This is a genomic window from Maridesulfovibrio bastinii DSM 16055 (assembly GCF_000429985.1).
Taxonomy (GTDB): Bacteria; Desulfobacterota; Desulfovibrionia; order Desulfovibrionales; family Desulfovibrionaceae; genus Maridesulfovibrio; species Maridesulfovibrio bastinii.
On the sequence record NZ_AUCX01000007.1, the window covers coordinates 39,289 to 60,570 of the forward strand.

The following is a 21,282-nucleotide window of genomic DNA, read 5'->3' on the forward strand; positions in this document are numbered from 1 at the left end:
CGGGTTTTGCCGGACCTTTTTTATTTAATCTATTGCTTTGATTACAGGACCTTGAATTTCTTCGGTTCACCGCCTCTGCCGTCAATAAGGTGTACGGCGCAGGCTATACAGGGATCAAAGGAGTGAATGGTTCTCAGAATTTCAACCGGACGATCAGGATCAGGACACGGACAGCCCATAAGTGACTGTTCGGCAGGACTGAGCTTTCCATTGGCGCATCTTGGTCCAAGGTTCCATGTTGAAGGCACAACAAGCTGGAAGTTATCAATTTTACCGTCCTTGATTTTTATCCAGTGTGAGAGCGCGCCTCTGGTTACGCAGCAGGTGCCGACACCTTTTATTTCCCGGTCAGGCATTGTCCATTTCTGGTATATTTTATCATCTCCGGCCTTAATGCGGTCAGCACAGGTATTAATCCAGCCCTCCATGCGTCTGGTCAGCATAGTTGTTTCTACCACGCGACAGACTGTCCGGCCCATGGTGGAAAAGAGCTGTTCTGATTTCATTCCTGTTTTTTTGAAAAAATCATCCAGAAGTTTGGTCGTTTCGCTTTCCTTTTTTGCGTAGGCTATGGCTCTACGGGCCAGAGGGCCTGTTTCCATTGGCTCATCTTTGTATCTGGGGGCCTTTGCCCACGAATATTTATCCTTATCTTCATAGCTGGTGTATTGCGGGTCGGTTTCGCCTTCATAAGGCTTGCGGGCCTTGTCTCCCTCATACCAGCTTCTGGCTACATGCTCCGCAATGTTATCAAGGTCCATTTTATCATGTTTATGCAGATTGTTTCCCCAGATTATTCCGGATTTGAAATACGGGTCTTTTCCAGTTTCCGGGTCATAGAAATCGGAGAAAGCCATGAAATTGGATGTGCTTCCATATTTCAAAGCCTCAGGATATTTCATGGTGAGCATTGTTATGTCCGGCATCATGGCGTTTTCAACAAACTCCATTGTAATTTTCCAGATGTGCCGGAAGTGCTCGATTATTTCCGGTCTTAAACTGTCATAGCAGGTTACCCCGCCCACAACCATGGACTGGGCATGGGGGTTTTTGCCTGCGAAAAGAGCCATGGCTCTGGCAAGCTCAAGTTGAACCCTTAATCCTTCAAAATAATGGGCTGAAAGGATCAGGTTTTCTTCCGGGGTCAGGTGATAAGCCGGGTTTCCTCCAAGAAAATATGCATTTTCAAGAAATCCCAACTGTCCTGTCTTAACAAAATCTTTCAATCTTTTCTGGATCAGGTAAAGCTCGGATGGATCTTCGGATCTGTTGCTGGTCTGGGCAACCAGTTTTCCAGCCTTTGCAGGGTTTGCTGATATGGCGGAAGCCATATCTATCCAGTCAAGCCCGTGGAGGTGATAAAAGTGTACCAGATGATCATGAACAACCAGAGCTGAAAGGATAAGGTTCCGTATTACTTCAGCCATCGGCGGTGCTTTGATATCCAGTGCATCCTCAATTGCTCTTATGGAAGTAAGTGCGTGAGTGTTGGTACAGACTCCGCAGGTTCTTTGAGTAAAAAGCGGAGCATCTTCAGGCGGCCTTCCCTTAAGTATTTTTTCTATTCCCCTGAAAAGCTGGGCTCCCACCCATGCGTCTTTCACTCGTCCATTATCTATTTCAACCTCAATTTTGAGATGTCCTTCTATTCTGGTCACCGGATCAATAATTAGATTCTTACCGGCAACAACTGCTGATTTTTGACTCATAACTTTTTTCTCCTTCCTGATCTGGCAGGTTAGCTCTTGGGATTGTCTTCAATCGGGTGGAAGAACGGAGAATAGTCATCCCAGAAATTGGGTTCGCTGCATCCGATACATGGAGCTCCGGCCTTAACGGGCCAGTTAACCTGATTAAACATTTCTGTGGGGCAGTTGTTGTAAGTATATGGTCCCTTGCATCCCAGCTTGTAGAGGCACCATCCTTTTTTAGCTTCCGGGCTGTCAAAACTGAGTGCGAATTCACCCTTGTTGAAATGCTCCTGCCGCGGGCAGTGAGCGTGAACTGTGTCTCCAAAAAACATTTTCGGACGGTTCCATGAGTCAAGCTTGGGCATACCTTTTGTAAGAAGGTGGACTACTGTTCCAACAAAATTCATCGGGTTTGGCGGGCATCCGGCAATATTTATAGCTTCAACTCCAACTGACTCCAGAGCTGCATTTACTCCTTTTGATCCGGAAGGGTTGGGGCTTGCGGCCTGAACCCCGCCAAAGCTGGCACAGGAACCCATAGCAATAGTTGCTATGGCCTTTGATGCGACCCGTGCACAGAGCTGGAAAAATGTCTCTCCACCTACTTTGCAGTATTCCCCGCCATGATATGTTGGAATACCTCCCTCGATAACACAGATATATCCATCCGGATTTCTTAGGGCTTTCTCAAGTGCGGCATGTGAAGCATGTCCTGCTGCCGCCATTACGGTTTCACAGTAATCAAGCGAAATTGTACTCATTATTATTTCATCAAAATATGGCTCATAGGCTCTAAGCAGAGCTTCCGTACATCCTGTGCATTCAGCACCGTGCAGATATACTACAGAAGGTCTTTTTTTATTCAGCAGAGCCTCGGCTACCTGAGGAGCTGCGGCAGGGCCGAGTCCTATAAAAGTGCCCATTACTGTGCAGAATTTCATGAAATCACGACGGTCCAGCTTTTTTCTGCCGGCCATCATTTTTAGTGAGTCGAATCTGTTTCCGTTCGGCATAAGATCCTCCTTGGCTAGCCGGGCTTGTGACAGGCTGTGGTACAGCCTACAGGATTTTTACCGCCTTTGGTCCGCATCTGGGTATGGCATCCAAGACAGCTCGGGGGGCCATCGGAGTGCCAGGCTCTGTAAAAACCGCTTTTGTCATTAGGATCGTCACTCACATGACATTCACGGCAGGGAACGAATTCTCCCAGAGTTTTTCCTGATTCCTTGTGATGGCATTTCTTACAGGCAACATTGATTGCATGGAATCCATGAGGAAATTTAACTTCTTTTACCCATGTGTTTAATTTTTTGTTTCCAGCTGGCCGTACGATAGTGATTTTGTCGGGCACCTCGTATGCCTGAACCGCAGTTATCGCCAGAAAAGCAATAGCTACGGCAGAGATGAAAGGCAGAATCCTTTTCAGCATGGCTCCTCCATTTTCTGCATAAATTAGATTGAATCTAATAATACATGAAATAACTTAAAGGTAAATAAGAATAACATGAATTTAATGTAGCGTTTTCATTATATAGAAGAGAAATTTTAGGCAGTTATTTTTTGTGCAGTCTCTGAGTCCCTAAATAAACGCTTTTAGCTGTGTATGGAATGCTGAAATTTTCATTTTTACTTGCTGTTAAATTTAAAAATAGTTCATTAGCTCTTATTTCTCTTTTTGTTACATTAGAAAATACTATTAATCTTTAGAGAATACGTTTCTGTTAAAAGTGTTACGTGAAATTGCGGTTCTCAGGCTCTGTTTTATTGAGATATTCCCATCGCCGTATATTTGAAATCTTAGAATTCAGTGCTGCTCATAGCTTGAGCTGATAAAATGGAATATGAAATAATCCAACAATTGTAGTGAAATATCCTTAGCTTGAAATTTTGATGTTACAATTTGATGTCTTAAAAAACGGACTTAGTCTGACTGGATCATATCGCTTTAATATCGAGTCTGAAAAAACGGACTAAATGGTGATAAACTATATAATTTTTAAGACCATGTATTAAAAGAATATTTATTTTATAAAACAAGTGCTCCAGTCCTTTTTTTCAGACTTTGTTCCGATTGTCACAATCTTAGAGATCTGTAGAAGCATCTAATAAGTTCTTTTGTTCACAAAAGTGAAAAAATAAATTTTCTATCAAAGCCTGTGTTTTTAGCCTCATGCGTATTTTATCAAAAAAATCAAAGCTCTCCTCTGTTCATTGCGGCATGCTATTTGCTTTTGCCGAAGAAACTGAACGCTTAATCAGTTACAAAAGATAAAATTAATTAACCGGGAAACAGGTTCTTTTTAACTCAGGTCAATATTTAATAGGCCTGATTCTGGTTGTTTCAGATATTTTATCTTTATCTGTTGAATAATTATTCAAGTGATTAAGCCTGTTTCAGATCTGATTGATCTTTGATTCGAGAATAATGCCGGTAGGTTATCTCTTCGGCTTATTGCTATAATTTCGAGGCTCAGCTCCCTATAGTCTGCTGTTTTGTTTTCTTGACTGACAAAACAGCAGTGGGAGCACTGTTTCGACTTTTCCCATTTATTCATGGGGAAAGACTGTAATGGACAGTGCAGTTTTTTCGGACACAGAAGACGCATTCCGGAAAATCTGTTTTTATTGCGGTTTTGTTGGTTTGTCTGATGGGTGGTTTTTAAGGGCAATTGCCGGAAATCACAAAATTATTTCTCTTAAAGGATTGGTCAGTTGAAAAACAGATATATCCCGATAATTACAATCTCAGTTGTTTTAGCCCTTGTGGCGGCTGTCGGTTTTTTAATACCGCCGGCAGTACAGGACGCACCAACCCGTGTAGTCCTTGATAACAGCGGTGGTAGAGTTATTTTCAATCATCTCACACATGTTGATGACTATGGTCTGGAGTGTTCCGATTGTCACCACGATGATATCGGACAGGATACTCCTATTGCCTGTGGCAACTGTCATCCCGCTGCTTTTGATAAAAAATTCAAAGCAGAACACATGAAAAATTTCAAAAGTGATGAAGCATGTCTCCGCTGTCATGATGAAAAGCCCACTGGTCCTCTGTCCGAAGAAGACAGACCGGATATTGAATCCATCCCGACCAGATCCGAGGCTTTCCATAAACAGTGTATGTCCTGCCATGAAGACATGGGCGGACCTTACGGTGAAGACTCCTGTTACGAATGTCATGCGAGGTAATGCCGATGCTTAAAATTCATTACTCACTCGAATCAGATCTGAAAAAGGATATCGTAGATATTCCGGCACCTGATGAAATAAATATCAGAGTCAGCAACCTCGTTCTGAAGACCGGCAAAGGAAAGAAAATAGCCAAAGGCGAGCTTATTGCCGAACATCCCTCCAGATTCGGCGGTGCATACCACGCTCCTGTTTCAGGTAAAGTTACCAAGGTTAACTACCACCATATCACTATCAAAAGTGACGGTACTGATAACTGTGTTGAGCCGGTTGATTTGAGTTCTCTTGAAACCGGTAAAGAGCTTTTACGTACTCTGCAGGGGCTGGGTGTTGATGTTGCACCGCTTTCATCTGCTTCCAGACTGCTCATTATAAACGGACTTAATCCCGAACCGGGAATATCTGTTACCGAGCAGCTTCTTAGAGTCGAGCTGAAAACTATCGAAGCCGGACTTGAAATGGCCCGCAGATTTATAGCTCCCGAACAGACCGTTCTGGCTGTGTCTGCCGGTTCTCCATATAGACTGGACGGCGCTGAGATAAAGCAGATCAAGCCCAAGTATCCGAATTCCCTCGATGCTCTGGTTGCTAAAAAAGTGACTGGAAAAGAGTTTCCCGAGGAAACCAGAATAATGAGTGTTGTTGATCTCTACAGGATCGGAAAGATTGTTTTAAGCGGTCTTCCTATCACCGATACTACAATAACAGTCGGCGACACCAACTATCATATCCCTCTGGGAACCCCGATCAGACATCTGGTTGAATACCTCGGCCTTGAAGTCAGCAGCGGCGACAAGGTTGTGCTTGGCGGACCTTTCCGCGGTGAGGCTGTCTACAGCCTTTCAGAGGGCGTTAAAAAAGCTGACCACGGACTTTTTGTAGTCAAGGCTGGTTCTTTCCCCGCCATTGAGGATGCAACCTGCATCAACTGCGGTGAGTGTGTGCTTAACTGTCCCGCTAGAATTCAGGCAAACCTGATCAGCCGTTATGCTGAGTTCGAAATGTTCGACCATGCGGTCAGGCACGGACTTCACAGCTGTCTGGAATGCGGTCTCTGTTCATTCAACTGTACCGCCAGAAGACCTCTTTTGCAGTACATTCGTTTTGCTAAAACCCAGCTCATGAATCAGGGAGCCGGGGAGCAGGAACAGGGTTAGGCGGCCGTTTTTTTCGGCAATCGTAAAAGTTTCGAGATTTAAAGGGTTAATACTATATGACTCCTCCCGTAATTAAAGCAATGTCGGACGTAGCCGTAAGACTGACCGTATCACCGGCTCCGCACTGGCGCAGTAAGCGCACAGTGGAGAAGATGATGATGTGTCATCTGCTGGCTCTTGTCCCGGCAATGGCAATGGCAATTTATATGTTCGGTATCCGGGCTGCCTCACTTGCAGGCATAGCCGGAGCCGTAGCGGTTGTTACTGAGGCCGTATGTCTTAAGCTTCAGAACCGTGACATCAATGTAGACAACTACAGTGCTCTTTATGAAGGCGTCCTTTTTGCCTTTCTGCTCCCGGCAGGCGCACCGTGGTGGCTTGCAGCAATAGGAGCCGTGGTAACCATAGCTCTTGGCCGTACCGTATTCGGAGGCTTCGGATGTAATCCCGTCTGTGCTCCTCTGGTTGCGTGGGCTTTCTGCAGACTCTCCTGGCCGCAGGCTATGGATATTGATTTCAATACCGCACAGTTCGCCATGAACTATCCACTTGATCAGCTCAAGCATTTCGGCGTGGATAGCCTGTATCAGTTTGACTACAAGAATCTTTTCTACGGCTTTCAGCTTGGCGGCATCGGTTCCTCACAGGTCGCAGCACTTCTTGTCGGTGGAATATTCCTTATAGCCACCGGCTGGATTCGCATTTTTATTCCGCTTTCATTCCTTATCGGAGTAGCCGGAACAGCAACCCTGTTCTGGGGAATTGATCCTTCTGTATATGCTGATCCGCTTTTTCATATCCTTACCGGAAGCACGGTTTTTGCCGCGTTCTTCCTTGCCCCTGATGTAGCCTCCAGCCCTGTGGGAAAAATACCGCAGATTCTGTTCGGATTGATAGCCGGTATTATGGTCGTGATTATCCGTGTCTACGGAATTTATCCCGACGGAGTGCCCTTTGCCATCATGATTGCGAACCTGCTCACCCCGCTTTTGGACAGGGTGCGCCCCAAACCTTTCGGAGGCAGATAAGACATGCGTGAAATTATTCATATGATCGTAGTCCTGTCACTTATCTGTGCCGCTTCAGGAACACTTCTGGTGAACCTGAAAAAAGCAACTAAAAGCCAGATCGAGCAGCAGGTACTGACTTATGTTCAGGGTCCGGCCCTTCTTTCTGTTCTTAAGGATCGTGACAACGATCCCATCAAGGAAAGAGTTAAAATTAAAGGTGTCAATGTTTTTCCGGCTATGAAAGACGGCAAACTCATCGGCGTGGCAATTGAATCATTTGCTCCGGGTTATTCCGGAAACATCGGCGTAATGGTCGGATTCAATATGCAGAAAGATGCATTGCTGGGAATCGGAATTACAACTCAGACCGAGACTCCGGGAATAGGAACAAGAGTTACCAAACCGTCATTTACCTCAAGATTTGTAGGGCATGATCTCAAAAGCATGCAGCTCAAATCCAAAGGTGGTGATGTCGACGGTATTTCCGGTGCCACCTATTCATCCACCGGTACTGTTGATGCCGTTCGTAAAGCCATTGAGACTTTCAACGGAATCAAGCCTGAAATCCTCAAAATCTGGCAGACTTCATAGGAGGCTTTCGTGAGCGCTATAGTTAAAGAATTTGTCAAAGGACTATGGGAAGAGCTTCCGCCGTTCAGGGTTGTTCTTGGTCTGTGTCCAACACTGGCTGTTACTTCAAATGCGGAAAATGGTCTTGGAATGGGAGTCGCGGTCGTGTTTGTTCTGACTCTGTCAAACCTGATCATTTCCGCTTTAAGAAAAATAATACCTACCAAGGTTCGTATCGCCTGCTTCATTGTTATTGCTGCTTCACTGGTTGTTGCCGTTGAGCTGCTCATGCAGGCTTATACCTATCCGCTTTATCAGAAGCTCGGAATTTTTGTTCCGCTTATTGTTGTTAACTGTCTCATTCTTGGTCGTGCTGAAGCTTTCGCATCCAAGAATCCGATTATGCTTTCCATTGCCGATGCTCTGGGTATGGGAATCGGTTTTACCCTGTCGCTTACTTTTCTCGGTGCTATCCGCGAAATACTCGGAAGCGGAACCATTTTCGGGCATGCAATCATGTGGGAAAGTTTTCATCCAGCCGGATTCATGGTCAAGGCTCCCGGCGCATTCGTTGCTTTGGGACTGATACTGGCCGGCATGAATGCCTTCAATCGTTATCAGAGCCGCAAGAAAGGTGAAACACCTCCCGATTGCCAGAATTCAACCTGTGCAAGCTGCGGTGCCTGCGGTTCCTGCAACTCAATTAACGAACGCTAGAAGGAGTAAATACGATCATGGAATACTTCCTGCTTTTTATCTCCGCCACTTTTATCAATAACATCGTACTGGTTCAGTATCTTGGTGCCTGCCCGTTCATGGGAACATCCAAGTCCACCGATGTAGCCATCGGAATGGGTAGTGCGGTTATTTTTGTTATTCTGATGGCAACCGCTTTCACCTGGCCGTTGCAGCATTATGTGCTCGACCCTTATGGAATCGGATATCTGCAGACCATTGTTTTTATTCTGGTCATTGCATCACTTGTTCAGTTCGTGGAGATGTTCCTCAAAAAAGCCATTCCACCGCTGTATAAGTCTCTGGGACTTTTTCTGCCCCTTATCACAACAAACTGCGCCGTGCTTGGCGTGGCTATCATGGTTCAGCGCAGCGAATATTCGTTCGTTAAATCACTGGTTTTCGCGTTCTCATCCGGTGTAGGTTTCCTTGTTGCGCTGGTAATTATTTCTTCCATTCGTGAAAGACTGGATATCGCACCGGTTCCAAGTGTGTTCAGAGGGGTTCCCATCGCTTTGATCATGGCTGGAATTATGTCTCTGGCGTTCTTTGCCTTTAAGGGCATGGCTGCCTAACTAGTGAAGGAGACAAGTTAATTATGGTTACATCTTCGATATTAGTATTGTTCCTTTTAGGATTTATTGCTGCCGGTATACTTGCCGCAGCATCCAAGATTCTCCATGTGGAGGAAGATCCTCGCATAGCTCTGGTTGAAAACTGCTTTCCCGGTGCGAACTGCGGCGGATGCGGATTTCCCGGATGTTCAGCAGCAGCTGCCGCTGTCGTCAAGGGACAGGCCGCTCCTGAAGTCTGCGTTGCAGGTGGAGCCGACATCGCCACCAACATTGCTGCAATCATGGGTACAGAGGTTGCTTTTAAAGAACCCAAAGTGGCCGCAAATATCTGCACCGGTGGTTCCAGAGCGAACCTTCTCTTCGATTATGAAGGCGTTGAGGACTGCCGCGCTGAAGCTCTTCTCTACGGTGGTGAAAAATCATGCGGTCTTGGTTGTATCGGCCTTGGCTCATGTGTGAAAGTCTGCGGTTTTGACGCTATTCGTCTTACCGATGACGGACTTCCCATTGTAGACATGAATGCCTGCCGCTCATGCGGAAAATGCGCTGAAGTCTGCCCCACAGGTGCGGTTCGCATCAGTGGCATGACCATGGACCTGCTGCATCTTAATGAGATTGATGATTGTCTTGCGCCCTGCATGCAGAAATGCCCGGCACAGATAGACGTCAGAACATATATCAACCAGATGAAAAAAGGGGATATGCGTGGAGCATTGCTGACCATGAAGGAACGCAATCCGCTTCCGCTGGCTGTCGGACGCCTCTGCCCGGCACCCTGCGAAACCATTTGTCGCCGCAACATTGCCGATGAAGGTGTCGCAATTCATACCCTGCACCGTTTTGTGGCTGACTGGGAAATGAACTCAGGTTCCCGTCTGTCACTGACCTGCAACCCCCTTTCCGGTCATAAAGTAGCGATCATAGGTTCCGGACCTGCCGGTCTTTCCTGCGCTTATTTCCTGCGCAGAGTAGGGCATCAGCCGGTTATCTTTGAAAAACGTGACGTGGCCGGTGGTATGATGAAAGGAATTATCCCTGAATACCGTCTGCCTGAAAAAGTTGTAGACTGGGAAATTCAGAGCATTTTCGACCTTGGTGTGGAAGTCCGCACAGGTGTTGAATTCGGTAAGGATATTACCGTCAAGCAGCTTGAAGATGAAGGCTTTGAGGCCATATTTATGGCTACCGGAGCATGGAAAGTGCCTGCCCTTGGAATAGAAAACGGGGACAGCGAGAATGTGCTTGACGCAATTAGTTTTCTTGCCGGTGTAGGTAAGGAATTCAGCGACCTCAAAGGTAAGAAGATCGTAGTGATAGGCGATACGAATACCGCTATGGATGTTGTTCGCAGTGCCTCGCGCCTCGGAGCTGAAACCGCAGCGATTATTCCCTGCATTCAGCGTAAAATGTCCGCTAACAAGAAAGAAGTCGAACGTGCCGCAGAACTCGGCAGCGATCTGAAATTCCTTACTGAACCGGTAAGAGTTATTGCTGAAAATGGAAAAGTCAGCGGAGTTGAATACCGCGAACTTCAGTACGATGATCCTAAAAAGGCCACCGGTAAACCTAAACCGGTAGAAGGATCAGAGCAGAGCATGGATGCTGATTATATCATTGTCGCATCAGACCGTGTTGCAGATACCGACGTATTCAGAACAGAAAGCGGTGAACAGCTTTTTGAACTGGATAAAAAGACCGGCGGTATCAAGACCGATCCTATGACAATGCAGACCAGCGTCCCCAACGTATTCGCCGGCGGTGAAGTCCACACCGGTCGCAGCATACTGATTCAGGCTGTTGCGGACGGTCGTTGCGCCGCAAGAGGAATTCACTACTTTGTGACTAAGGGTGAAATTCCTGAAATCTCTAATCCTCAGTTACGCGTTATTCCTGAATCTATCCTCAAGAATATGGAAGTAATTTACACTATTCCGCGTATCAAGGTTCCTGAGATTTCGGTAGAAGAAAGGAAATCCACTTTCAAGGAAGAGGTTACCGGTTCCATCGTTTATGATGAAGCCCGTAAAGAGAGCAGCCGTTGTCTTAGATGCGGTCTGACCTGTTACGATTCCGAAGCCGGAGCTGAATACGCTGCTGATTCTGATGTTCATAAGTTCAACGAAGCATAAAATATAAATCTCGCTTCATAGAATCCACCCTGTAAGTATGGCCCGGAAAACGTCTTCATTCCGGGCCATACTCCTTTTTTGTCTCTGAAAATGTGATTTGGTTTTGTCAGATATATCCGTTCTGATCAGTGGCAGGCAACTTGACTGTAAATGTTGTCCCGACTCCCGGTTCCGATTCAATATCAATAGACCCGCCGTGTTTATCCACAATAATATCGTGTACAATTGAAAGCCCTTGCCCCGTACCCTTGCCGACCTCTTTGGTGGTGAAGAACGGGTCAAAAACTTTTTCCATATTTTCTTTGGAAATTCCGCAGCCTGAATCTGAAATTTTTATGACCACATGGTTGTTTTCAATGCCGGTTGAGATTTTTATCAGACCCTTGCCTTCTTTGGTCTTGTCATCACTTATGGCATGGGCCGCGTTAACAAGGATGTTGAGAAAGACCTGATTAATTCCACCGGGCAGGCCCTGAACCAGAGGTATTTCCTTATCCAGTTGAACTTCGAGGTCCGCAGCATATTTCCATTCATTTTTCGCAACCGTCAGAGTGTTTTCCAAAGCTGAATTTATATCAATAGCCTTCATTTCCTCTTCTCCCGGATGGGAGAAGTTCTTCATGGCCAGAACAATCTCGGCAACCCTGTGTACACCTTCTTTAGCTGTTTTACAGGCATTGGGAATTTCTTCGTTTAAAAAGTCTATATCGATATCTTCGCTGAATTCTTCAATGCGTTTTACATATTCTTTCGACTTTTCGGGATCGGAAAGACTTACAAGGTGTTCAGAATACATCTGGAACAGCTCTGTCATATCCTCAAAGGCATTTTGCAGAAACTGGATGTTATCACCTATATATTGAATCGGTGTGTTGATCTCATGGGCTATTCCGGATGCGAGCAGACCTATGGATTCGAGTTTCTGGGCAACGCTCAGTTTTCTCTCCAGATTTTTACGTTCTGATATATCGAAAACAACTTCAACAATATGCTTAACTCCGCCGATACTTACTTCAAATAAATGGAGCGAAGTGGGGAGAGGTTTGCTGTCCGGGATATATAGAACTCCTTCTTCATAAATTTCGTGTCCATCCCATTCAGGGCAGAGCAGCTGCCTCTTAGTTTCTGCTGCGAAGATATAATCTGTCTGACATGAATTTTCTTTAATCTGTTCTGCCGGTATACCCAATAATTCTTCACTCTTTGAATTGGTATGAACTATTTCACCATTATCTGTATTGAATACAAAGATTGCAGCTCCAATTTCCTCAAAAATAGTGTTCAGGAATTTTTCATGTTCATTCTGCTGTTGCTGAATTTTTTTGCGTTCAGTTATATCCCTGACATTAGCCAGTATCAGTGGTTTTTTATTCAGCTCTATCCTGTTCAGAACTATTTCTGTATAAAATGTTCTACCGGTTTTTGGGCATCTTGAATGCCATTCCAGACTTATATTCCGGCCTTCCAGAACAGTCTGCCATATCTGCCTTATTTCATCCCGGTTTGTCTCAGAAACTGTATAATCAGCAAGCAGGGAGTATGAAAAAACTTCATCCTGATCAACTTCGAACATTTGCAGCATTCGCTCATTTGTGGTGATCAGGTTGCCATCAGCATCATGAATTATTATCGCGTCATAGGTATTGTTAAAAAAAATTCTGAGAGCTGATTCGGCTTCTTTTCTTTCCAATATTTCAGACTTCAAAGCCAGTGTCTGCTTTTCCAGCGCCGTTGTTCTTTCTCTGACTCGGTTTTCAAGTTTTTCATTTATTTCCTGAAGAGCGGACTCTGCAACCTCACGCGCGTAAATTTGTTCCTGAAGGGTTTTATTTTTATCTTTTATCAGTTGTTCCTGTTTTTCCTTTTCTACAAGATGAACCTGAAGCAGCATGTTGTCTGTGTTCATTTTTAAGACAACCATAGTGATCCCCAGCAGGAGGATGGCAAGAACGGTGATGGCACTCATCATCTGCCATGGAGAAATGGAACCAAGAAGTTTAGTGTGCTGTACCTTGGCGTAAATATAAAAAGGTGAATTTTTTATATTGGTTCTTATTTCAAGTATTTTGCCAGTACCAGTTTCAAAATTTTCTTTTTTATTGGAAATGGTGTCAGTTGCTGGAAGATTGTCAATTTTAACTATTTTTTTATTTTTGGAGTTCGTTAACGGATAGATATAATTTTGATAATTGAAGAAAAATTTGGTGCTGTCGTCAAAAATAAAATGATTGTATGATATAGTGTTAAGTATTGCTTCACTATTAAGTAAAGCAATTAAAGTTCCTGAAAAAGATTTTTTATAATAAAAAGGATATGCTGCTATGATAAATATTTTTGACCCTTCAACTTTAGCAGTTATTTTATATTCATCATCTTCAGATAAAAGAAATTCATTGAAATTAAAGTTGCTTTTGTTTGGGCCATTGCTTCCTGAAAGCTGGTTTCTATCTGAATCGTAAAATCTTATTGCTTCATATATCCTTTTGCCATTGTAGCTCTTATTTTCTATAAAATTATTAAGCTGGTTTGAGACTTCTATTAGACTTGCTCCAAGGCCATATTGCATTGTCATGCCAAGGGCTTTGTTATCAAAATATATTCTGATGATATTTCTAGCGGCAAGGTTTTTGAGATCGTCCTTTCTTTTAGAAAAGAAATGCTGAAAGGCATCAGCTTCCATTATTGTCTCTGCTTGAAATTTTTCAAGAGCATTTCTACGCAGCTCAAGTTGTGAAGAATAGTTCATCCAGACTATGATAAAAACAAATGTAATCAGCATCACTACAGCGACAATGCCAAGTTTCATTTTATTCTGCCTGAATACTGTCTTCATGATCTTACCTTTAAAAATCACTTGCTGTTGCGGTCAAAGAAAGATGAAAAATAGGTATAGACTGCCGGGTAATATTTCTTAACAAGCTCATGATATTTACCATTATTCATGATTTCAGATAAATATTCATTGAACTTAGCTCTCAGTTCAGGAGAATCCTTTCGGAAAGCTGATGCCATGACCTGCTTCTTGGATAAGGGACCGATTATTTTTAATTTTCCGGGCCATTTCTCCAAGGCGATAAGGGCATCTGGAACATCGAGAAGGGATACTTCGGCCTCTCCCTTTATAACGGCTGGAGCAAGATCGTTAAGGTTACCGTCAAAATTGTTTATCTGGGCCATTGAAGTATCTATGCCGTACAGCTCCGGGGTAAGACAGGTTCCCCGTTTGCAAAGAATTTTTCGTTTGAGGAGCTGTTTCTTGACCGCAGCTATATCTTTTAAGATATCTCCGCTGCTTTGTATGGGAATGATCTCTGAGTCTGATCTGGCTATGCACCATACTTGTGTCGGGAAAATGTTGCTTGAAAAATTTACAATTTTTTCTCGCCAGCCAAGTTTTGTCAGACCTGTGGAAAGAATATCTCCTTTTATTTCTGCATCTCCTGTTACTTTAACCGTATTTTTGTTTATCTCATACGTTTTGCCTGTAAGGTCTGTGAAAGCCTTATCCCAACTTGTTCTGACGAATCTGTATTTTACACCTAAGTACTCGGCAAAACCTTGTATTAGTTCAACATCAAGACCTTCGCCATTACCTTTGATAAAGTTTGCATACGGTATCCCAAGATGTATGATCTCTCCTTTACTTATAATTTGGTCAAGATCATGCGCATCACTATCTGCATAAACTGGAAATACGGAGAAAAAGCTTATTATTATAAATAAGACTGTAACATACTTGTATACTTTTAAATTCATATTTTCTCCATTGTTTATCCATAAAAAACAAGACCTATATATAACAATGTTATCACAACAGGCATAGAATTTCTACGGAAGACTTTTAAAATAACAGAAAAATGGAATAGTCAGCTTGATTTTATAGAATTGGCTGAGTTTGTATTTATCCTTACTTTTTAAGCTTCATAAAAAAGCCGCCATTCTGATATCAGAATGGCGGCTAAGTTTTTACAGTATGATGTAAGCTAGTAATTAGTTTTAAGTTTTACCTTGTATTCATTACGTTTGGGGGCAGGATTATCTTTATCCAAAGTGCTAAGTAAATCGTAAGTGTCATCAAGCATGATGGACTCGGCCGCATTGATCTTTTTGGAAGCTGCATGCAGGTCTGTATCTGCGTTTTCAATGCCTCCCTGAATCTTTTTATTTACCTCTGTAGTTTCAGAGCCTTTTGTCTGGGAACCATGAACATTGGTGGAAATTGTGTCAGGACTGTCGTGGTTGTGTTTCAGTTCCTCGTTTATGACTATGGAAGCGGTATTAACCATTTTTCCATTTTCAAAACTGCTGTCGGTATGGGAAGCACTTTTTATGGTTCCCGGTGATTCATCCTCTGTCAGCCCCTTGCCGTTCCAGAACTGAAGTCCCCGCTGGCCGCGATTTGTGCGTGCGGATTCAGAATCTTCCTGTTTAGCTACCAGCTCACCTTCTTTATAGATTTCACTGGACCATTTCATATCATAGGGGCGATCAGACACGGTGTCATCTTCAACCATAAACGCAGTATTGTAGTGGTTTTTAGCTGTGTGTTTTTTTATGTTGTCAGTATAGAATCCTGCCCGGGCCGAGCTGTCCATGAGAGGTTCCGCAAGGAGTCCGGCTGCTGTCTGAGTTTCCTCTTTTGAAGAATACTCCACGTTTGAAAAGCCTAAAATATCAAGTATTCCCGGTCTCTTTGGCAGCTTGGAGGATTCTGTTTCTCCTACGGTTGCAGAGCTGTGGTCATGCTTTACTTTTTTACCGTCATTATACCACATCACATCCATACTTTGTCTCAGTTCTCCATCGTCAGGGGCGTCAGAGTCAGAATAGGAGTCATTCCATGAGGCCTGTCTCAATAATTGGCCTTTGTTGTCGTAATTTAAAATATCAATGCTCAGTGATGAATTCTGGCTTACTTCATGTGTGCTCCATGGATCAAGATCACCAACTTTTTTACCCGACCTGTTTGTTTCATTAACAAAATGTCCCTTTTGCTCTATGTGGGCTTCCTTTGATTTAGTCCCGTTATTGTACTCTGTTATGTGTGATCTGTAGTTGGTTGAATGGTAGTCAGTTGTATTCTGCTGGGTAAGTTCATTGAAATCACCGTTGATTTTTTTTGTACCGTAAGCGACAAGCGAATCAGATAAGGCTTTATTCGGATCTCTATATTTGCTTTCCAGCTGCATTGAATCGTCCATATTACGGATCAGCTTGCCATTGTCATACCACTGTGCGGAACGGGTAACTTTGGCCGCGCTGTTGTCACCAGTGGAAAGTCCGGTGAACTCAGTATTTATTTCTTGTGTCAGCTTACCATTTTTATTAAAAATCTGGGTGTTTAAAATTGCTCCGTCAGCGGTCAGCTCTCCATTCACCTTGCGGACCAGATCGTCACCGTCATATTCCTCAATGGTGAGTTTTGATCCTTGAATGGAAAAAACCTGTCTGTTGCCGTTATCGAGTTTGACCTCTCCCTCATCATAGCCGAATAACGACTTCCATGAATGGTCGGTCTGCTCCGGTTTTCTATTCTGCTCTTTCTGCATGAGCAGTGCTTCACCGGAAATTACGACAAGGTCTTTTTTTTGCTTAATTTGATCTTCAGCAGGCTTTTCCAAAGCTCGTGAGGACGCAGCTGCCTGACTGGTGCTTGTTGAAGCTTTAGATGAATTAAACTGGAAAGGTGTTATTGATCCTGTCATATTGCTAACCTCGAAATTTGGGCATCGTGAATAAAATTAATTATAAGTGTTATCGGCAACACCTTAATAAAACTTTATGCTAATATATAGAAAAAACCATGGGTAATCGATAATATTATCTAATGGAATATACAAAAATGTAGTTGTTTTTATGATGATCAGCTGCGGTCAGCTTAAGCATTTAAGATTAATCAGGTAAATAAAAATTTAGTATAAATATATAACTATTACAGATTATTATATTGATCCGCCAGTGTCTGCACTGGCGGTTTTTACATTGGCTCATCTGGCAAAATTAATGGGAAATTCCATCCCTGCAGGATATTAACATGCAAAATACAAAAGTGTCGTGTGAAGATTCCACTCCAAAACAGAGTTCCAGCAGAAGCCGTCTGTTGATGGTTTTAGCTTTTTTTGCCCTTACATTAAATCTCAGGGCTGCCCTGACGTCTCTTCCGCCTGTCATCCAGAATATTAAGACTATGTTTGACATAAGTGACGGGCTTGCCGGGTTTCTGACTTCAATACCTATTCTGTGCTTTGGTCTGCTCACTCCGGTCATAAGTTTTCTGATGAAGAATTTGAAACTGGAAACTTCTGTTTTTCTCACTTTAGGTGGTATTGCGATCGGTTCTGTGCTGCGTTCCGCTGGTGGTATGAATGCCATGATTGCCGGAACGACATTGATAGGAATTTCCCTTACAGCAGGAAACATAGTCGGTCTTATGGTTCTTGGTAGAGAATTTTCGGATAATATAAGCGCAATGACCGGGTTGTATGTCTGCGGAATGTCGATCGGTTCCATGGCTACTATGGGGTTAACAGCACCTCTCACACATGCCATAGGCTGGCGTGCGGCTCTTGCTTTGCCGGTTGTTTTTGCTCTTGTGGCCATTTTGTTATGGATATTTGCCGCAGTAGGGCGCAAGCGTGCTGATAAGATACAGGCCGCATTTCAAAAGCAGTGCTGCGCGCAAAAAAGTGAAACTGAATATAAGGTCGCACAAAGTCTGGAAGCAAGGTCCTCAAACGTGCTTAAAAAAAGTCTGGTCTGGATTTTAGCTGTGGCCTTCGCTGCGCATACTTTTCTGTTTTACGGCATTACCGCATGGATTCCAGTTTATCTTGAACAGACTTTGGGAATGTCGGATGCATTGGCCGGAGTTGTGGCTTCATTATTTCAGACGTTGGGGCTGGTTGGTTGTTTTGGTATTCCGGCTCTCGTTAAAACAGGTAAATTTTCAACACGAGCCAGATTTACCATGGTCACGGTCGGATGGCTTCTGACTGCGGCAGGATTCTGGCTGGCTCCTCGCTGGTGGGCCGCATGGGTTTTCTGCGGCGGATTTGCTTCCGGCGGTGGATTTACGGTTATTTTCAGTATGATTATGGAAAATGCCAACAATCTTAATGAAAACAGAACAATGTCTACGGTTGTTCAGACAGTAGGGTATATTGTTGCTTCAATCAGTCCTTTCGCCATTGGACATCTGCATGAACTTTACGGCAGCTGGCAGGGCGGCATGGCGATTCTTACCGGTTCAGCCGTGCTGATGATTTTGTGCGGATTTGTTGCAACAGCCGGTGCCAGAAGAGTTTAGGATAACGCTGTGTCCTGATTGACCTGTCTAAACAGGATTGAGTTTTAGTAATGTACTGGTATTTCAGTTTTGAGCATGACCGCAATTGTCTGCCGAAAGAAGAAAACCGGACTGCTGAACTGTAATTGTCTCAGCAGCCCGGATATTTTTTAGGCTATCAGCGCCATTCAACTCTGGCGGGAACACGGGGAGGAATGCGGCTGTATCTATGCTTAGGAATTCCAAGCATCAACGCAGCATAGGTCAGATGTTTTTCCGGCAGGTTCAGATATTCCATCAAGGGTTTGTAATTAATTGCGGCACCCATGAAGAAGCCGGCCCAGCAGGCTCCAATTCCGTAAGCCGGAGCAGCCAGTTCTATTGTTGTCGCAGCGATACTACAGTCGCTAACGGGCCTTAGTTCATCGGTTGAAGCATGGGCTATAAGCAGGCACGGGGCATCTCTGTTGATCATGTCTACACCGTTGTCAAAGGCTTCAACAACTTCTGGACAGCGGTTGATTTCTCTGAACCAGTCAACGACAAGGGCAGAACATTTATGAATCATGTCTTTGTCTGTTAAAACCAGCCAGTGAACAGGTTGCAGGTTTTTGGCAGTTGGAGCCCATCTGCTGAGTTCTATAAGATCAGTTATATCTTTTTTATCAACATCCTGATCTTTAAAGTTTCTGATTGAGCGTCTGGTGCGCAAAAGTTGAGAAATCTGTTCTTTAGTCGGGTACAGTTTCCTATTCGTTTTTTCACAGTCCGCACCATTAAGACCGTTTAAGGTAATGGCCTCGCCGGGACAGATTGAAATACAATGACCACAGTTTACGCAGAAGTCTTCATATCCGTCTGCAAGCTCGGGGATACCGTCCTTTCCTTCAAGAAAAAGATTGAAAGGACATTCTTCTACACATAGGTTGTCTTTTTTACATTTATCAGCATTAATTGTAATAACGCTCATTAGTGTCTCCTTATCGATCATAAATCGGTTTAATTATAGACATGTTATAAGTAAAATTAAAATATTATAACATGTTACAATTATTTTTGCCGTAGAGTGCTTGTAGTAAAAGATAAATGGAGCCAAGTTGCAATGGCAAAATTACTAATTTTATCTGGTGTCGGTCTTATTCTGGCTGGTATCATCATCAAATATGCGCCGTGGCTTGTTGGCTGGTTCGGGAATCTTCCCGGAGATATAAATGTTGAATCAGGCAGAAGCAGAATTTTTATACCAGTCACTTCAATGCTTTTAGTAAGTGTTGTTTTAAGTCTGGTGATTAACATTTTCAGGCGATAATATGGAGGTCCTGATGGCTGGATACTGGCTTATGAAATCTGAACCGGGATGCTTTTCTATTGACGATCTTGAATCATCTGAAAACAGTACCACTCCTTGGGATGGTGTTCGAAATTATCAGGCTAGAAATTTCATGCGCGATGAAATGGAAACAGGTGATAAAGTAATTTTTTATCACAGTGTTAAAAATCCCTCTGCCGTAGGCATTGCCGAAGTTGTCAGGGAAGCCTATCCAGATTACACCTCATGGGACCCTGACGGTGATCATTTTGATCCTAAATCTACACCAGAAAATCCCCGTTGGTTTATGGTGGATATAAAGCTGGTTGAAAAATTTCAAACCCCGGTATCACTTAAATTTATGAGGACTGTGCGCGGTCTTGAAGGTATGGAACTGCTGCGCAAAGGATCACGCCTCTCAGTCATGCCTGTAGGCAGGAATGAATTTGATATAATCTGCCGTCTTGGAAATGAAAAATAGTCCTCTTTTAAAAAAATAATCATATCAGGTTGATGAAACTAATAAATTTTCACGGAGTATTGTGTGGAAGATAGACTTGAACGCCTGGAAAGTGAGCTGGCTATGCAGGACCGCTCACTGGAGAAATTGAACGATGTTATATACTCCCAGCAAAAGCAGATAGATGCTATGGAAGAACAGATTGAAGCCCTGATCACAGTGGTCAGAGAACTGAAAGATTCTGTTGGCAGCGGTGTTTTGCCAAGAGATGAGCCGCCGCCCCATTATGGCCGCTGATCAGCCTTTTTTAATTTTTTTCCTTCTTTTTCTTTTCCGGGGTTGTTTCGTTTCCTTTGGTATCGTATCCTGTCTGATATCTGTGCAGATAAACAGGAGCTGAAGGAATGAAGAAAGTACTGGTTGTTTTTGCCGTTTTTTGTGTGCTTGCTATGTCAGCCTCTTCTGGCTGGAGCCAGCAACCTGAAACTATTTATATGACCTCGCTTGAATGGCCTCCATATACAGGAGCGGAACTTCCTGATTTCGGAGCAAGTATTCAGATTGCAAGACAGGCTTTTGCTGCTGTCGGATACAACCTTTCAATCAAATTTTATCCGTGGAAAAGAACTGTAAGAACAGCCCGCAATGATCATAATTTTTTAGGCTTCCTCCCCGAATATTACTCTCCTGACAAGGAAAAGGATTTTATCTGTTCTAAGCCCATAGGGACAAGTCCGCTTGGATTTATCTCTATTGCTGAGGATAAGTTTGTCTGGGAGGATTTAAAAGACCTCAAAGGCAAAGTCATCGGAGTGGTTCTGGGGTATGTTAATACTGCGGAGTTCGATCAGATGGTCGCTGATGGTGTACTCAGCGTGGACTATTCAAGAGATGATGTGACCAATATCAGAAAACTTCTGCGTGGAAGAATTGATCTGGCGGTAATAGATAAAAATGTGTTTGAGTATCTGATGAATGTTTATCCTGAATTTTCCAGAGATGATGACAGGATCGTTTTCAATGAAAAACTGCTCGAAGTTAAAAAGTTGTATGCCTGCTTTCGCAGAGGTGCGGAGGGTGACGCTATCTGCAGTAAATTTAACGAGGGTTTGAAGAAAATAGAAGTTAATATTTTTCAGAAAAAATATATAAACAACTCTCTGGGAAGATAG

General features: G+C 43.5%; 19 protein-coding genes. 12 read left to right on the top strand and 7 right to left on the bottom strand.

Annotated features, from left to right (window positions below):
• Positions 1 to 41 precede the first annotated feature (41 nt).
• Genes G496_RS0102340 through G496_RS0102350 form a run of 3 tightly spaced genes read right to left on the bottom strand, consistent with a single transcriptional unit; the run spans position 42 to position 3,120 of the window.
• Positions 42 to 1,709, bottom strand: a complete 1,668-nt coding sequence (locus G496_RS0102340) for a nickel-dependent hydrogenase large subunit (protein WP_027177852.1) — start codon at positions 1,707 to 1,709, stop codon at positions 42 to 44.
• A 29-nt stretch (positions 1,710 to 1,738) separates the two neighbouring features.
• On the bottom strand, positions 1,739 to 2,704 hold the full coding sequence (locus tag G496_RS0102345) for a hydrogenase small subunit (RefSeq protein ID WP_027177853.1): 966 nt from the start codon (positions 2,702 to 2,704) through the stop codon (positions 1,739 to 1,741).
• Positions 2,705 to 2,718: 14 nt separating this feature from the next.
• Positions 2,719 to 3,120, bottom strand: a complete 402-nt coding sequence (locus G496_RS0102350) for a cytochrome c3 family protein (RefSeq protein WP_027177854.1) — start codon at positions 3,118 to 3,120, stop codon at positions 2,719 to 2,721.
• A 1,283-nt stretch (positions 3,121 to 4,403) separates the two neighbouring features.
• Between G496_RS0102350 and G496_RS0102360 the strand changes: the two genes are divergently transcribed.
• From G496_RS0102360 to G496_RS0102390, 7 genes are read left to right on the top strand one after another with little or no spacing between them, the layout of a single operon-like run.
• Positions 4,404 to 4,880: a cytochrome c3 family protein gene (locus G496_RS0102360; RefSeq protein ID WP_027177855.1), complete on the top strand. Its 477-nt coding sequence runs from the start codon at positions 4,404 to 4,406 to the stop codon at positions 4,878 to 4,880.
• Positions 4,880 to 6,037, top strand: a complete 1,158-nt coding sequence (locus tag G496_RS0102365) for a 4Fe-4S dicluster domain-containing protein (RefSeq protein WP_245577846.1) — start codon at positions 4,880 to 4,882, stop codon at positions 6,035 to 6,037. Before G496_RS0102360 ends, G496_RS0102365 begins: the two co-directional genes overlap by 1 nt.
• A gap of 56 nt (positions 6,038 to 6,093) precedes the next feature.
• On the top strand, positions 6,094 to 7,065 hold the full coding sequence (locus tag G496_RS0102370) for an RnfABCDGE type electron transport complex subunit D (RefSeq protein WP_027177857.1): 972 nt from the start codon (positions 6,094 to 6,096) through the stop codon (positions 7,063 to 7,065).
• A 3-nt stretch (positions 7,066 to 7,068) separates the two neighbouring features.
• Positions 7,069 to 7,638, top strand: coding sequence for an RnfABCDGE type electron transport complex subunit G (rnfG, locus tag G496_RS0102375; RefSeq protein ID WP_027177858.1), 570 nt, complete (start codon positions 7,069 to 7,071; stop codon positions 7,636 to 7,638).
• Positions 7,639 to 7,647: 9 nt separating this feature from the next.
• The gene (rsxE, locus tag G496_RS0102380; RefSeq protein ID WP_027177859.1) at positions 7,648 to 8,334 is read left to right on the top strand and encodes an electron transport complex subunit RsxE; all 687 of its coding nucleotides are present in this window, start codon (positions 7,648 to 7,650) and stop codon (positions 8,332 to 8,334) included.
• 17 nt (positions 8,335 to 8,351) lie between these two features.
• Positions 8,352 to 8,927, top strand: coding sequence for an electron transport complex protein RnfA (locus tag G496_RS0102385; protein ID WP_027177860.1), 576 nt, complete (start codon positions 8,352 to 8,354; stop codon positions 8,925 to 8,927).
• Positions 8,928 to 8,950: 23 nt separating this feature from the next.
• A complete protein-coding gene (locus G496_RS0102390) occupies positions 8,951 to 11,056 on the top strand; it encodes an FAD-dependent oxidoreductase (protein ID WP_027177861.1) in 2,106 nt (701 codons plus the stop codon).
• A gap of 106 nt (positions 11,057 to 11,162) precedes the next feature.
• Here G496_RS0102390 and G496_RS20350 read toward each other — a convergent pair whose 3' ends face one another.
• From G496_RS20350 to G496_RS0102405, 3 genes are all read right to left on the bottom strand, one after another.
• Positions 11,163 to 13,889 carry a PAS domain-containing sensor histidine kinase gene (locus G496_RS20350; protein ID WP_156900576.1) on the bottom strand — a complete coding sequence of 909 codons (2,727 nt, stop codon included), beginning with the start codon at positions 13,887 to 13,889 and terminating at the stop codon, positions 11,163 to 11,165.
• 17 nt (positions 13,890 to 13,906) lie between these two features.
• A complete protein-coding gene (locus G496_RS0102400) occupies positions 13,907 to 14,812 on the bottom strand; it encodes a transporter substrate-binding domain-containing protein (RefSeq protein WP_027177862.1) in 906 nt (301 codons plus the stop codon).
• A gap of 227 nt (positions 14,813 to 15,039) precedes the next feature.
• Positions 15,040 to 16,761, bottom strand: coding sequence for a hypothetical protein (locus tag G496_RS0102405; protein WP_027177863.1), 1,722 nt, complete (start codon positions 16,759 to 16,761; stop codon positions 15,040 to 15,042).
• A 329-nt stretch (positions 16,762 to 17,090) separates the two neighbouring features.
• On the opposite strand from G496_RS0102405, the gene G496_RS18605 reads away from it, so the two are divergent.
• Positions 17,091 to 18,362: an MFS transporter gene (locus G496_RS18605; protein ID WP_051294782.1), complete on the top strand. Its 1,272-nt coding sequence runs from the start codon at positions 17,091 to 17,093 to the stop codon at positions 18,360 to 18,362.
• Between the two features lie 157 nt (positions 18,363 to 18,519).
• On the opposite strand, the gene G496_RS0102415 is transcribed toward G496_RS18605, so the two are convergent.
• The gene (locus tag G496_RS0102415) at positions 18,520 to 19,311 is read right to left on the bottom strand and encodes a nitroreductase family protein (RefSeq protein ID WP_027177864.1); all 792 of its coding nucleotides are present in this window, start codon (positions 19,309 to 19,311) and stop codon (positions 18,520 to 18,522) included.
• Positions 19,312 to 19,443: 132 nt separating this feature from the next.
• On the opposite strand from G496_RS0102415, the gene G496_RS0102420 reads away from it, so the two are divergent.
• From G496_RS0102420 to G496_RS18610, 4 genes are all read left to right on the top strand, one after another.
• Positions 19,444 to 19,650, top strand: a complete 207-nt coding sequence (locus tag G496_RS0102420) for a DUF2905 domain-containing protein (protein WP_027177865.1) — start codon at positions 19,444 to 19,446, stop codon at positions 19,648 to 19,650.
• Positions 19,651 to 19,663: 13 nt separating this feature from the next.
• Positions 19,664 to 20,131, top strand: a complete 468-nt coding sequence (locus G496_RS0102425; protein WP_027177866.1) for an EVE domain-containing protein — start codon at positions 19,664 to 19,666, stop codon at positions 20,129 to 20,131.
• A gap of 63 nt (positions 20,132 to 20,194) precedes the next feature.
• Positions 20,195 to 20,407 (top strand): SlyX family protein, encoded by a 213-nt coding sequence (locus G496_RS0102430; RefSeq protein WP_027177867.1) that lies wholly within the window; start codon positions 20,195 to 20,197, stop codon positions 20,405 to 20,407.
• A gap of 107 nt (positions 20,408 to 20,514) precedes the next feature.
• Positions 20,515 to 21,282, top strand: coding sequence for a substrate-binding periplasmic protein (locus G496_RS18610; protein WP_034632137.1), 768 nt, complete (start codon positions 20,515 to 20,517; stop codon positions 21,280 to 21,282).